15 protein-coding genes are annotated in these 13,935 nt (G+C 46.5%); 11 read left to right on the forward strand and 4 right to left on the reverse strand.

The genetic code is table 11. The annotated features are described in order from the left end of the window. Positions 1 to 38: 38 nt before the first annotated feature. From gspD to AB6E78_RS05575, 11 genes are all read left to right on the forward strand, one after another. Complete coding sequence (gene gspD / locus AB6E78_RS05525) at positions 39 to 2,063, forward strand: type II secretion system secretin GspD (RefSeq protein ID WP_102428475.1); 2,025 nt, start codon at positions 39 to 41, stop codon at positions 2,061 to 2,063. Next, complete coding sequence (gene gspE, locus AB6E78_RS05530) at positions 2,063 to 3,565, forward strand: type II secretion system ATPase GspE (protein WP_102394588.1); 1,503 nt, start codon at positions 2,063 to 2,065, stop codon at positions 3,563 to 3,565. Before gspD ends, gspE begins: the two co-directional genes overlap by 1 nt. 1 nt (position 3,566) lies before the next feature. Beyond that, positions 3,567 to 4,787 (forward strand): type II secretion system inner membrane protein GspF, encoded by a 1,221-nt coding sequence (gene gspF / locus AB6E78_RS05535; protein WP_102320993.1) that lies wholly within the window; start codon positions 3,567 to 3,569, stop codon positions 4,785 to 4,787. A gap of 88 nt (positions 4,788 to 4,875) precedes the next feature. Further along, the gene (gene gspG / locus AB6E78_RS05540) at positions 4,876 to 5,319 is read left to right on the forward strand and encodes a type II secretion system major pseudopilin GspG (protein WP_004741459.1); all 444 of its coding nucleotides are present in this window, start codon (positions 4,876 to 4,878) and stop codon (positions 5,317 to 5,319) included. Positions 5,320 to 5,397: 78 nt separating this feature from the next. Beyond that, on the forward strand, positions 5,398 to 5,991 hold the full coding sequence (gene gspH / locus AB6E78_RS05545) for a type II secretion system minor pseudopilin GspH (protein WP_017062484.1): 594 nt from the start codon (positions 5,398 to 5,400) through the stop codon (positions 5,989 to 5,991). Then, entirely contained in the window at positions 5,978 to 6,373 is a 396-nt protein-coding gene (gene gspI, locus AB6E78_RS05550; protein WP_017062483.1) for a type II secretion system minor pseudopilin GspI, read from the forward strand. The genes gspH and gspI overlap by 14 nt, the downstream gene beginning before the upstream one ends. Beyond that, complete coding sequence (gspJ, locus tag AB6E78_RS05555) at positions 6,360 to 7,127, forward strand: type II secretion system minor pseudopilin GspJ (protein ID WP_017063073.1); 768 nt, start codon at positions 6,360 to 6,362, stop codon at positions 7,125 to 7,127. Before gspI ends, gspJ begins: the two co-directional genes overlap by 14 nt. Then, positions 7,111 to 8,160, forward strand: coding sequence for a type II secretion system minor pseudopilin GspK (gene gspK / locus AB6E78_RS05560; RefSeq protein WP_017062481.1), 1,050 nt, complete (start codon positions 7,111 to 7,113; stop codon positions 8,158 to 8,160). The genes gspJ and gspK overlap by 17 nt, the downstream gene beginning before the upstream one ends. Further along, positions 8,129 to 9,358 carry a type II secretion system protein GspL gene (gene gspL, locus AB6E78_RS05565; RefSeq protein ID WP_136977379.1) on the forward strand — a complete coding sequence of 410 codons (1,230 nt, stop codon included), beginning with the start codon at positions 8,129 to 8,131 and terminating at the stop codon, positions 9,356 to 9,358. Before gspK ends, gspL begins: the two co-directional genes overlap by 32 nt. A 20-nt stretch (positions 9,359 to 9,378) precedes the next feature. Continuing rightward, entirely contained in the window at positions 9,379 to 9,867 is a 489-nt protein-coding gene (locus AB6E78_RS05570) for a type II secretion system protein M (protein WP_017070117.1), read from the forward strand. Between the two features lies 1 nt (position 9,868). Further along, positions 9,869 to 10,648, forward strand: coding sequence for a type II secretion system protein N (locus AB6E78_RS05575; protein ID WP_017070118.1), 780 nt, complete (start codon positions 9,869 to 9,871; stop codon positions 10,646 to 10,648). A gap of 119 nt (positions 10,649 to 10,767) precedes the next feature. Here AB6E78_RS05575 and cysQ read toward each other — a convergent pair whose 3' ends face one another. From cysQ to AB6E78_RS05595, 4 genes are all read right to left on the reverse strand, one after another. Further along, complete coding sequence (cysQ, locus tag AB6E78_RS05580) at positions 10,768 to 11,595, reverse strand: 3'(2'),5'-bisphosphate nucleotidase CysQ (RefSeq protein ID WP_017062477.1); 828 nt, start codon at positions 11,593 to 11,595, stop codon at positions 10,768 to 10,770. A gap of 36 nt (positions 11,596 to 11,631) precedes the next feature. Next, positions 11,632 to 12,183, reverse strand: a complete 552-nt coding sequence (gene nudE, locus AB6E78_RS05585; RefSeq protein ID WP_017062476.1) for an ADP compounds hydrolase NudE — start codon at positions 12,181 to 12,183, stop codon at positions 11,632 to 11,634. Positions 12,184 to 12,472: 289 nt separating this feature from the next. Beyond that, on the reverse strand, positions 12,473 to 13,057 hold the full coding sequence (gene nfuA / locus AB6E78_RS05590) for a Fe-S biogenesis protein NfuA (protein WP_004741449.1): 585 nt from the start codon (positions 13,055 to 13,057) through the stop codon (positions 12,473 to 12,475). A 109-nt stretch (positions 13,058 to 13,166) separates the two neighbouring features. Beyond that, the gene (locus tag AB6E78_RS05595; protein ID WP_372132706.1) at positions 13,167 to 13,880 is read right to left on the reverse strand and encodes a ComF family protein; all 714 of its coding nucleotides are present in this window, start codon (positions 13,878 to 13,880) and stop codon (positions 13,167 to 13,169) included. Positions 13,881 to 13,935: the final 55 nt, after the last annotated feature.

The following is a 13,935-nucleotide window of genomic DNA, read 5'->3' on the forward strand; positions in this document are numbered from 1 at the left end:
TTTGCGTCTAACGAAGGACGAAAGTGTAGGAGAAGTACGTGAAGCATTGGTTTAAGAAAAGTGCATGGTTATTGGCAGGAAGCTTGATCTGCACACCCGCAGCCATCGCGAGTGATTTTAGTGCCAGCTTTAAAGGCACTGACATTCAAGAGTTTATTAATATTGTTGGTCGTAACCTAGAGAAGACCATCATCGTTGATCCATCGGTGCGCGGAAAAATCGATGTACGCAGCTACGACGTATTGAATGAAGAGCAATATTACAGCTTCTTCTTAAACGTACTAGAGGTGTATGGCTACGCAGTCGTTGAAATGGACTCGGGTGTTCTTAAGATCATCAAAGCCAAAGACTCTAAAACTTCGGCGATCCCCGTTGTTGGTGACCGTGATTCAATCACTGGTGATAGCGTAGTGACGCGTGTAGTGACGGTTCGTAATGTATCGGTTCGTGAACTTTCTCCTCTGCTTCGTCAACTAAACGACAATGCAGGCGCGGGTAACGTTGTGCACTACGACCCAGCCAACATCATCCTTATTACAGGCCGAGCGGCGGTAGTAAACCGTTTAGCTGAAATCATCAAGCGTGTTGACCAAGCGGGTGATAAAGAGATTGAAGTCGTTGAGCTAAAGAATGCTTCTGCGGCAGAAATGGTACGTATCGTTGATGCACTAAGCAAAACCACAGATGCCCAAAACACACCAGCCTTCCTACAACCTAAATTAGTTGCCGATGAACGTACCAATGCGATCCTTATCTCAGGTGACCCTAAGGTACGTAGCCGTTTAAGAAGGTTGATTGAACAGCTTGATGTGGAAATGGCAACCAAGGGCAACAACCAAGTAATTTACCTTAAATACGCCAAAGCAGAAGATTTAGTCGATGTGCTGAAAGGCGTGTCGGACAACCTGCAATCAGAGAAGCAAACATCAACTAAAGGTAGCTCATCTCAACGTGACAAAGTGGTGATCTCAGCTCACAGTGATACCAACTCTTTGGTTATTACCGCCCAACCAGACATCATGAACGCGCTGCAAGATGTGATCGCACAGTTGGATATTCGTCGTGCTCAAGTATTGATTGAAGCCCTAATTGTCGAGATGGCAGAGGGTGATGGCATTAACCTTGGTGTGCAATGGGGTAACCTTGATACTGGTGCTGTGATTCAGTATGGCAACACAGGTGCGTCAATCGGTGGCGTAATGGTTGGTTTAGAAGAAGCGAAAGACACTGAAACGACCACCGCAGTCTATGATGATAATGGCGCCTTTTTGCGTAATGAAACGACCACAGAATCCGGTGACTACTCAACGTTAGCTTCTGCTCTTTCTGGCGTTAATGGCGCGGCAATGAGCGTAGTGATGGGTGACTGGACTGCCTTGATCAGTGCAGTAGCGACCGATTCAAATTCAAATATCCTATCTTCTCCAAGTATCACCGTGATGGATAACGGCGAAGCGTCGTTCATTGTGGGCGAAGAGGTGCCTGTTTTAACTGGCTCGACCGCAGGCTCAAGTAACGATAACCCATTCCAAACGGTTGAACGTAAAGAAGTGGGTATCAAGCTAAAAGTCGTGCCACAAATCAATGAAGGTGATTCGGTTCAACTGCAAATAGAACAAGAAGTCTCTAACGTATTGGGCGCCAATGGTGCAGTTGATGTTCGTTTTGCTAAGCGTCAACTGAACACGTCTGTGATTGTTCAAGACGGTCAAATGCTGGTGCTTGGTGGCTTGATTGACGAGCGAGCACTGGAAAGTGAATCTAAGGTGCCGTTCTTGGGTGATATCCCTGTTCTAGGACACTTGTTCAAATCAACCAGTACTCAAGTTGAGAAAAAGAACCTAATGGTCTTCATCAAACCAACCATTATTCGTGATGGTATGACGGCCGATGGTATTACTCAGCGTAAATACAACTTTATTCGTGCTGAGCAGTTGTATAAGTCAGAGCAGGGCCTGAAGCTGATGGATGACGATAATATTCCAGTACTGCCTAAATTTGGCGAAAGCATGAATTACCCGGCTGAACTTCAAGCCTTCATTGATCAGATGGAAACAGAATAATGGCTGAATTGGTAGGGGCGGCACGTACTTATCAGCGCTTGCCGTTTAGCTTTGCGAATCGCTATAAGATGGTGTTGGAGTATCAACATCCAGAGCGCGCACCGATACTTTATTATGTTGAGCCACTGAAATCGGCGGCGATCATTGAAGTGAGTCGAGTGGTGAAAAATGGTTTCACGCCACAAGCGATTACTCTCGATGAGTTTGATAAAAAACTGACCGATGCTTATCAGCGTGACTCGTCAGAAGCTCGTCAGCTCATGGAAGACATTGGTGCTGATAGTGATGACTTCTTCTCATTAGCGGAAGAACTGCCTCAAGACGAAGACTTACTTGAATCAGAAGACGACGCGCCAATCATCAAGTTAATCAATGCGATGCTGGGTGAGGCGATCAAAGAAGGTGCTTCGGATATTCATATCGAAACCTTTGAGAAATCACTGTCGATCCGTTTCCGTATTGATGGTGTGTTACGTGATGTGTTGGCGCCGAGCCGTAAACTGGCTCCGCTGCTCGTGTCACGTGTAAAGGTTATGGCTAAATTGGATATTGCGGAAAAACGCGTGCCACAAGATGGTCGTATTTCTTTGCGTATTGGTGGCCGAGCGGTTGATGTTCGTGTTTCAACCATGCCTTCTTCGCACGGTGAGCGTGTGGTAATGCGTCTGTTGGACAAAAACGCCACTCGTCTAGACTTGCACAGTTTAGGTATGACAGCAGAAAACCATGAAAACTTCCGTAAGCTGATTCAGCGCCCACATGGCATTATCTTGGTGACTGGCCCGACAGGCTCAGGTAAATCAACCACTTTGTACGCTGGCCTGCAAGAGCTTAACAGCAACGAACGCAACATCCTTACCGTTGAAGACCCAATTGAATTTGATATTGATGGCATTGGTCAAACACAAGTGAACCCTAAGGTTGATATGACCTTTGCGCGTGGTTTACGTGCGATTCTTCGTCAAGATCCCGATGTGGTAATGATTGGTGAGATACGTGACTTAGAGACCGCAGAGATCGCTGTTCAAGCCTCTTTGACCGGTCACTTAGTGATGTCGACCCTTCACACCAATACGGCAATCGGTGCAATTACGCGTCTGCGTGATATGGGCATCGAACCCTTCTTGATCTCTTCTTCGCTGCTGGGTGTTTTGGCTCAGCGCTTGGTTCGCACCCTGTGTAACGACTGTAAAGAACCTTACGAAGCGGATAAAGAACAGAAAAAACTGTTTGGGTTGAAGAAGAAAGACAGCCTAACGCTTTACCATGCCAAAGGGTGTGAAAGCTGCAGTCACAAAGGCTATCGAGGCCGTACCGGTATTCATGAACTCCTGATGATTGACGATTCGGTACAAGAGCTGATTCACAGTGAAGCTGGCGAACAGGCAATTGAGAAAGCAATTCGTGGCACAACACCAAGTATTCGAGATGATGGCTTGAGCAAAGTTCTGAAAGGGGTAACGTCCCTAGAAGAAGTGATGCGCGTGACCAAGGAAGTCTAGTATGGCGGCATTTGAATACAAAGCACTGGATGCCAAGGGTAAGAGCAAAAAGGGCTCGATTGAAGCGGATAACGCTCGTCAGGCTCGCCAGCGCTTAAAAGAACAAGGCTTGATGCCGGTTGAGATGACCGAAGCTAAAGCTAAAACGACGAAAGGTGCACAGCCTTCGACCAGCTTTAAGCGTGGTATCAGCACGCCAGACCTTGCTTTGATTACTCGCCAAATTTCCACCTTGGTGCAATCAGGCATGCCGCTAGAAGAGTGCTTGAAAGCCGTGGCGGAGCAATCTGAAAAGCCACGTATTCGAACCATGTTACTGGCGGTTCGTTCGAAGGTAACGGAAGGTTATTCGCTAGCCGATAGCTTGGCTGATTACCCACATATCTTTGATGAACTGTTTAGAGCCATGGTCGCGGCTGGTGAGAAATCGGGTCACTTAGATGCGGTATTGGAGCGACTGGCTGATTACGCAGAAAACCGTCAGAAGATGCGCTCTAAGTTGCTGCAAGCGATGATCTACCCTGTGGTGCTGGTGGTGTTTGCGGTGACGATTGTTTCGTTCCTGCTGGCAACCGTGGTACCTAAGATCGTTGAACCGATTATCCAAATGGGCCAAGAACTTCCTCAATCGACACAATTTTTATTGGCATCGAGTGAATTTATCCAGAATTGGGGCATCCAATTACTGTTGTTGATCATCGGTGTGATTGTGTTGATTAAGACCGCTCTGAAAAAGCCGGGTGTTCGCATGAGTTGGGATCGCAAGCTATTAAGCATTCCACTGATCGGCAAGATCGCGAAAGGAATTAATACCTCTCGTTTTGCACGAACACTCTCTATCTGTACCTCGAGTGCGATTCCTATCCTTGAGGGGATGAAGGTTGCGGTTGATGTAATGTCGAATCACCATGTGAAGCAACAAGTACTGCAGGCGTCAGACAGTGTTAGAGAAGGGGCAAGCCTGCGTAAAGCGCTCGATCAAACCAAACTCTTCCCTCCAATGATGCTGCATATGATCGCCAGTGGTGAGCAGAGTGGTCAGTTAGAGCAAATGCTAACAAGAGCGGCAGATAACCAGGATCAAAGCTTTGAATCTACCGTGAATATCGCATTAGGTATCTTTACGCCAGCACTTATCGCTTTGATGGCAGGCTTAGTACTGTTCATTGTGATGGCGACTCTGATGCCGATGCTTGAAATGAATAATTTGATGAGCGGCTAACCTACCGCTTATAAGACGTTAGTTTTTGGATTAACGAGAAGAAGGACATTATTACCTTCAACTCGCTGTCTGTAATTTGGAGAAAATAATGAAAAATAAAATGAAGAAACAATCAGGCTTTACTCTACTCGAGGTGATGGTTGTTGTGGTTATCCTTGGCGTATTGGCGAGCTTTGTTGTACCTAACCTATTGGGTAATAAAGAGAAGGCAGACCAACAAAAAGCCATCACTGATATCGTGGCGTTAGAGAACGCGCTAGATATGTACAAACTGGATAACAGCGTTTACCCAACAACGGATCAAGGTCTTGATGCATTGGTTTCTAAGCCAAGCAGCCCAGAGCCTCGTAACTACCGCGACGGTGGCTACATCAAGCGTCTGCCAAACGACCCATGGGGTAACGAGTACCAATACCTAAGCCCTGGTGATAACGGCACTATTGATATTTTCACTCTTGGTGCTGATGGCCAAGAAGGTGGTGAAGGTATTGCGGCGGATATCGGCAACTGGAACATGCAGGATTTCCAATAAGCATCAGCTTATTGTTTGATTCGTTATTGTTGCTTGATACGTTATTGATGGTAGGACGTAAACAGATGGAGTCTAAAGGTGAAAACTAAGCAAACACAGCCAGGTTTCACCTTAATTGAGATTCTTTTGGTGTTGGTATTACTGTCAGTAACGGCGGTCGCGGTGATCGCGACCATTCCTACCAATAGCAAAGATGTTGCTAAAAAATACGCTCAAAGCTTTTATCAGCGAGTTCAATTACTCAATGAAGAGGCTATTTTGAGTGGTTTGGATTTTGGCGTTCGTGTTGATGAAAAGAAATCGACCTATGTACTGATGGCGCTTAAGTCCGAAGGCTGGCAAGAAGTCGATTTTGAAAAAATCCCCTCTTTAACTGAACTACCGGAAGAACTCGCCTTGTCACTGACTCTAGGTGGTGGCGCATGGGAAGACGATGATCGGTTGTTCAACCCAGGAAGCTTGTTTGATGAAGATATGTTTGCTGATCTTGAAGAGGAAAAGAAGCCGAAACCACCACAGATCTACATCTTGTCGAGTGCTGAAATGACGCCATTTGTATTGTCGTTTTATCCAAATACCGGAGACACCATACAAGATGGTTGGCGTATTCGAGTATTGGACAATGGTGTGATTCGACTGCTAGAACCGGGAGAAGAAGATGAAGAGGAATAACCGTTCTCCTTATCGTTTTCGTGGTATGCCCCTTGGTTCTCGAGGAATGACGCTGCTTGAGGTATTGGTTGCGCTCGCTATCTTTGCGACTGCGGCGATCAGTGTGATTCGTGCTGTTACTCAGCACATCAATACCCTCAGTTATCTCGAAGAAAAAACCTTCGCGGCTATGGTCGTTGATAATCAAATGGCTTTGGTGATGCTGCATCCTGAGAAGCTAAAAAAAGCGCAGGGCACACAAGAGTTGGCCGAGAGAGAGTGGTTTTGGAAGGTCACGCCAATCGATACTAGCGATGATTTATTAAAGGCGTTTGATGTGAGTGTGGCAACCAGTAAACAAGCTTCTCCAGTGGTCACGGTGCGCAGCTATGTGGTCAAGTAAAAGCGTGTCGTTAGCTCAGAGCAAGTCGCTAAGTAAGAGCATGTCCGCCAATAAGCGTGTGCCTCGTAAACAAGGACTATCTTCGAAAGGGAGAGGCTTTACCTTAATTGAGGTTTTGGTCTCGATCGCTATCTTTGCCACGTTAAGCATGGCGGCTTATCAGGTAGTCAATCAGGTTCAGCGCAGCAACGAGCTTTCAATCGAGCGCAGTGCTCGTTTAAATCAACTGCAACGTAGCTTAGTCATTTTAGATAATGATTTTCGCCAGATGGCGGTGCGACAATTTCGTACCAACGGTGAAGAAGCATCATCTAAGCTGATCTTAATTAAAGAGTATTTACTGGATTCCGACAGCGTTGGCATCATGTTTACTCGCCTTGGCTGGCATAACCCACAGCAGCAGTTTCCTCGCGGAGAAGTCACCAAAGTGGGTTACCGCATTAAAGAAGAAACGCTTGAGCGTGTGTGGTGGCGCTACCCCGATACTCCTGCAGGACAAGAAGGTGTGATTACGCCTTTGCTTGATGATGTTGAAAGCTTGGAATTCGAGTTTTATGACGGAAGCCGCTGGGGGAAAGAGTGGCAAGCCGACAAATCGCTACCGAAAGCGGTAAGGTTAAAGCTAACCTTGAAAGATTATGGTGAGATAGAGCGTATTTATCTCACCCCTGGTGGCACGCTAGATCAGGCCGATGATTCTTCAAACAGTGACTCTTCAAGTAGTAATGAGGGGAATAATGACTCATCGAACTAATAAGTTTGCACTGACAAGGTCTGCCATGGGGCGCAAGCAGCGAGGTGTTGCGCTGATCATTATCCTGATGCTACTGGCGATAATGGCAACCATCGCAGGCAGTATGTCGGAACGCCTGTTTACTCAATTTAAGCGCGTGGGCAATCAACTGAATTACCAACAGGCTTACTGGTACAGCATTGGTGTCGAAGCGCTGGTGCAAGACGGCATTAGGCAAAGCTACAAAGACAGTGATACCGTCAACTTGAGTCAACCATGGGCGTTAGAAGAACAGGTATACCCGTTGGATTATGGTCAAGTTAAAGGCCGTATTGTTGATGCTCAGGCATGTTTTAATCTCAATGCGTTGGCTGGTGTGGCGACGACTTCAAGTAACCAAACACCTTATTTAATTACGGTTTGGCAAACCTTGTTGGAAAACCAAGATGTTGAGCCTTATCAGGCCGAGGTTATTGCACATTCAAGCTGGGAATTTGTTGATAGTGATACCCGAACCACCTCTTCAGCTGGTGTAGAAGACAGTACTTATGAGGCGATGAAGCCATCTTATTTGGCAGCGAATGGCTTAATGGCCGATGAGTCCGAGCTACGCTCGGTTTATCAAGTCACTGGTGAGGTGATGAATAAGGTTCGCCCCTTTGTTTGTGCTCTGCCGAGCGACGATTTCCGTTTGAATGTGAATACTCTTACGGAAAAGCAGGCGCCGTTATTGGAAGCGATGTTTGCCCCCGGCTTAAGTGAATCGGATGCCAAACAGCTGATAGACAAACGCCCATTCGATGGTTGGGATACGGTGGATGCGTTTATGGCTGAGCCTGCTATTGTGGGTGTGAGTGCCGAAGTCAGCAAAAAAGCGAAAGCATATTTAACTGTAGATAGCGCCTATTTTGAGCTAGATGCAGAGGTATTAGTTGAGCAGTCACGTGTACGTATACGGACGCTTTTCTATAGTAGTAATCGAGAAACAGTGACGGTAGTACGCCGTCGTTTTGGAGGAATCAGTGAGCGAGTTTCTGACCGTTCGACTGAGTAGCGAGCCACAAAGCCCTGTGCAGTGGTTAGTTTGGTCGACAAGCCAACAAGAAGTGATAGCAAGTGGCGAACTGTCTAGCTGGGAGCAGCTGGATGAGTTAACGCCTTACGCTGAAAAGCGTAGCTGTATCGCTTTATTGCCGGGAAATGAATGCTTAATTAAGCGTGTTGAGATCCCGAAAGGTGCTGCTCGCCAGTTCGATTCTATGCTGCCGTTTTTATTAGAAGACGAAGTCGCACAAGATATCGAAGACTTACACCTGACTATTTTAGAGAAAGACGCAACGCACGCGACAGTGTGTGGTGTGGAACGTGATTGGCTTAAGCAGGCGCTGGATACTTTCCGCGAAGCGAATATTATCTTTCGTAAAGTATTGCCTGATACCTTAGCGTTGCCTTTAGAAGATCAGGGCATCAGTGCGCTGCAGATCGACCAACATTGGTTATTGCGTCAAAGCAACTATCAAGCAGTGTCGATCAATGAGGCGTGGCTAGCGATGTTCTTACAAAGCGATTGGGTTGCCTTAGATGACGAAGAGCAATCACCAACGATTTTTAGCTACACCGCACTGCCAAGTGATGACGTTCAACTGCAAAGTGGCATTGAGTGGCAAGCTAAACCTGCGGAACTGGTGATGTCTTTACTGAGCCAACAAGCCATTACAAGTGGCGTAAACTTACTGACTGGCACCTTTAAAACCAAATCTTCATTCAGTAAGTACTGGCGTGTATGGCAAAAAGTAGCGATCGCAGCTTGTTTGCTGGTGGCGGTGATCGTCACTCAGCAAGTCTTAAAGGTTCAGCAGTACGAAGCACAAGCCGAAGCGTACCGAACGGAGAGTGAACGTATTTTTAGAAGCGTACTTCCGGGCAAGCAACGTATTCCGACGGTCAGCTACCTTAAGCGCCAGATGAACGACGAAGCTAAGAAGTATGGTGGCTCGGGTGATGGTGATTCCTTACTTGGATGGCTAGCGTTACTGCCAGAAACTTTAGGACAAGTGAAAGCCATCGAAGTGAATAGTATTCGCTACGACGGCAACCGCTCAGAGGTGAGATTGGAAGCGAAAAGTACTGACTTCCAATATTTCGAGACTGCGCGAGTGAAACTTGAAGAGAAGTTTACCGTTGAGCAAGGGCCATTGAATCGTAATGGTGATGCCGTATTTGGTAGCTTTACCCTTAAACCCCGTCAATAAACTGCGTAAGGAGATCAGTGATGAGAAATATGATTGAGCCACTCCAAGCGTGGTGGACTTCAATAAGTCAAAGAGAGCAACGATTAGTGATTGGTTGCTCAATTTTATTGGTGGTCGGTGTCGTTTATTGGGGGCTAATCCAGCCACTCAGTCAGCGAGCTGAACTTGCGCAGAGCCGTATTCAAAGTGAGAAGCAACTTCTAGCTTGGGTAACCAATAAAGCCAATGAAGTGGTTGAGTTGCGAGGCAGTGGTGGCATCAGTGCGAGCCAGCCTCTGAATCAATCTGTACCAGCTTCTATGCGTCGCTTTAATATCGAGCTAATACGCGTGCAACCACGTGGCGAAATGTTGCAAGTGTGGGTGAAACCTGTGCCTTTTAATCAGTTCTTAGATTGGCTGACATACTTGAAAGAGAAGCAGGGTGTCGAAGTTGAGTTTATGGACATTGATCGCTCCGATAACCCAGGGGTTATTGAGGTCAACCGACTACAGTTTAAACGAGGTTAATGTGAAACGCGGTTTATCTTTGAAGTTAGGTTTACTTTTTGGCGGCATCTTTATTGTCTTTTTCTCGGTTAGTCTGTTGCTGCATCTACCGGCCTCTTTTGTACTCAAACATGCACCGGCTGTGCGTGGCTTGAATATTGAAGGTGTTGAAGGAACGGTTTGGCAGGGCAGCGCCAATAATATCGCCTGGCAGCGTGTTAATTACGGTTCAGTACAGTGGGACTTTCAGTTCTCTAAACTCTTCCAAGCCAAAGCTGAATTAGCGGTTCGTTTTGGTCGTAATAGCGACATGAACTTGTCAGGAAAAGGGCGTGTTGGGTACAGCATGAGTGGTGCGTATGCGGAAAACTTAGTCGCATCAATGCCCGCTGCTAACGTGATGAAATATGCTCCAGCCATTCCAGTCCCGGTTTCAATTGGTGGAAAGGTTGAGCTGACGATCAAGCATGCGGTTCATGCTCAACCTTGGTGTCAGTCTGGTGAAGGTACTGTGGCTTGGTCTGGTGCTGCAGTCGATTCACCTGTTGGTTCGTTAGACCTTGGTCCTGTGATTGCGGACATAACCTGTGAAGACAGTACAATTGCAGCCAAAGGCGTTCAGAAGAGCACTCAAGTAGACAGTGAGTTCTCAGCGAGTCTAACATCTAACCAGCGCTACACATCTGCAGCGTGGTTTAAACCGGGTGTTGAATTCCCGCCAACGATGCAAAATCAGCTTAAATGGTTGGGTAATCCTGATAGCCAAGGTAAGTACCAGTTTACTTATCAAGGTCGTTTTTAGCTAAACGGCTAAGGGTCACTAAATTACGAGATATAAAAAACGGGCACCTCACTGAGGTGCCCGTTTTGTTTGTTCTGAGAATCTAGAGGATATCTGACAGTTAAAGGGAGCAAACTCGCCTAGTCTTTGCCTTGCAAAATTTCTACCCACGGTAAATCTGCATCACCGAGTACAATGAAGTTCGGGTTTTCTAGCGTTTCTCTTTCATTGTACGAAAGCGGTTCTAGTTGAGTACTTAAGATACGTCCGCCAGCTTCTTCAACAATGCACTGCGTTGCGGCGGTATCCCACTCTCCGGTTGGTCCAAGGCGCAGATAACAATCCACAGCGCCTTCTGCGACTAAACAGGCCTTAAGCGCTGCTGAGCCTAGAGGAACCAAATCATAATTCCATGCTGAGCTCATACGGCTAGTGATGCGATTGATGTCCTGGCGACGGCTGATCGCCATGGCGATTGACTGGTTTGGCAGCTCGTGACGATGCGTTTTGATTTTCACGCTGTCATTAAGGTCTGGGATCTTCCAAGCGCCTTTGCCACTGTAAGCGTAATAGCTCACACCTGAAACGGGTGCGTATACCACGCCCATCACTGGCTTGTTATGCTCGATTAGGGCGATAATTGTCGCGAAATCACCACTTCGTGCGATGAACTCCTGGGTGCCGTCCAGTGGGTCAACTAACCAGTAGCGATCCCATTGAGAGCGTTGCTCTAGGCTGATGTCGGCGTCTTCTTCGGATAATACGGGAATATCAGGCGTCAATTCACTGAGTTTTTTTAATATCAGCTTATGTGCTGCAAGATCGGCACTGGTTACTGGAGTGTCATCACTCTTAATGAACTCTTCGTAATCCTTTTTCTCGTAGATCTCTAAGATGAGTTGACCAGCAGAGCGAGCAATCTCAATGACAGAGGGTAGGAGGTGAGACAAATCTTTTGTTATTGGCATAAATGTTCTCTTACTCTTAGAGCGAGCCTGAATGTTCTAGTTATTGTTTAATACACGAAGGCTTAAAAGCAGGGCTGTAATACTCCGAGCCTCACAGAAATCGAGATGTGTTAACAGTTCTTCGGCTTGAGCAAGTGGCCAGCGCACAATATCGAGAGGCTCTGGCTCATCACCTTCTAGCTTTTCTGGGTAGAGGTCTTCTGCAATAAACAGCGTCATTTTGCTAGAGAAGTAAGAGGGTGCAAGGATCACTTCCTTCAGCGGAGTAAGCTTGTTGGCACCGAAGCCTATCTCTTCTTTGAGTTCGCGAACGGCGGCTTCGTTTGGCTGCTCACCTGGATCAATCAGCCCTTTTGGAAAGCCAAGTTCGTAGCGTTCAGTTCCCGCTGCATATTCACGTACTAATAGAATATCGCCTTGCTCAGTAATAGGAACCATCATCACTGCGTTGCGCCCGCTGGGCTTCATGCGTTCGTAAGTGCGCTCTTCGCCGTTTGAAAAGCGTAAGTCGAGAGACTCGATAGAGAATAGTCTTGATTGAGCGACAGTTTGTTTAGCCAAAATCTCTGGCTTGGTCCTTTTCGTCATTGCGCTCGCTCCTTAGCTCATTGGAATTCTTTCTTATAAAGTCATTCTAATATAGGGGAAATGACCTTGAGTTCCTAGATCCGAGTTTTCATATCCGAAAATTATTGAAGCAGGAATCGATTACGATCACTTGAATACCTTACTCAAGATGGTAACGAGGTGAAAATATGGTTGTATAGCAAAAGAGTATAGAGAGAACGCGATAGTCCTAACTTGCTTATCCACATAACAAAAAAGGTTGATGCTTGCGCATCAACCTTTCAAATAACAACTAACACTAAATCAGTGATTAGTAGTAAGAGTGCTCACCACGATCGTGCTCAGTTGCATCACGAACAGCAGTCAGTTCACCTTCAAACTGTTGAAGAAGTTCTTTCTCGATGCCTTCTTTTAGCGTTACATCAACCATAGAACAACCGTTACAACCACCACCGAATGCTACAATAGCTGCGCCGTCTTCAGTGATTTCTACCAAGCTAACGTGACCGCCGTGACCAGCAAGTTGTGGGTTAACTTGTGTTTGAATTGCGTATTCAACACGTTCTAGAAGTGGTGCATCGTCTGCGACTTTACGCATCTTAGCGTTTGGTGCTTTAAGCGTTAGCTGAGAGCCCATTTTGTCAGTAACGAAGTCAATTTCAGCTTCATCTAGGAACGGTAGGCTTAGCTCATCTACGTATGCAGAGAAAGCTTCGAATTTAAGCTCTGTGTCAGACGCTTCGATAGCATCTGTTGGGCAGTAAGAAACACCACACTCAGCGTTTTGTGTGCCTGGGTTTACCACGAACACACGAATGTTTGTACCTTCAGGCTGCTGTGACAGCAGATTGGCAAAGTGAGTTTGAGCTGTTTCTGTAATAGTAATATTTGACACGACGAATACCTGAGTAGATTTGTAGGTTATTAGCGCCATTCTACTCCTGTCAGATTTGTAATTCAGCCCTTTTTTGTTGGATTGCTGTACAAGTAGTGATTCACAGCTTTTATCCAGAGGGCTCAGGAGTGCGGCAGATGCAGTAAATATCAATCCTTTTAACGTCCACTTCAAGTAGTAATTGGCATAATTGATACACAGTACTGCCGGTGGTTACAACATCATCAATTATCGCGACGTGAGAGGGGATAATTCCTTGAACGTCTTGTTTTCGCAGCGCAAAAGCGCTCTTTAGATTGTGTAATCGTGCGGATTTAGTCAGCCCCTGCTGGGAAGCCGTTGAGCGAATTCGACGAAAGAGCACATCACTTTCAACGCCAAGCTCTTGAGCCGTGTAGTCGGCTAGCAGCTTACTTTGATTAAAGCCGCGATGAGTATATCGACGCCAATGCAGCGGCACGCTGGTGATCAGCGGAGCAGGATATTCGATACGTGATGCCAATAGCTTAGATAGATCACGTGCAAACCAAAACTTATCAGCGTACTTCATTTGCTGAATGTAACCTGCTGTAGGGAAGGTGTAATCGCCGACACAGTAGAGGCGATGCCAAGGTGGAGGTTGAGATAAGCACTGTCCGCACTGCTCTACTGTGAGCAGTGTTTTTAAACCACATCGTTGGCAGCGTGGTACTGGCTGAAAGAGTTTGAGACAAGAATTGCACCATCGAGGATGTGTATCACTGGGCAGTTTATCAAGTTTGCACAGGTGGCATTGAGGTGTGACCAGACGTGGTGTGTGTTTTTGTAGCCAATCGGATAACATAGCTCGTGATGCTTTTGGGTTATGGTGTTCCTTTTGCTCACCATACTGAAAAGCG

Source organism: Vibrio sp. 10N.247.310.98 (assembly GCF_041467395.1).
GTDB classification, from domain to species: Bacteria; Pseudomonadota; Gammaproteobacteria; order Enterobacterales; family Vibrionaceae; genus Vibrio; species Vibrio crassostreae_C.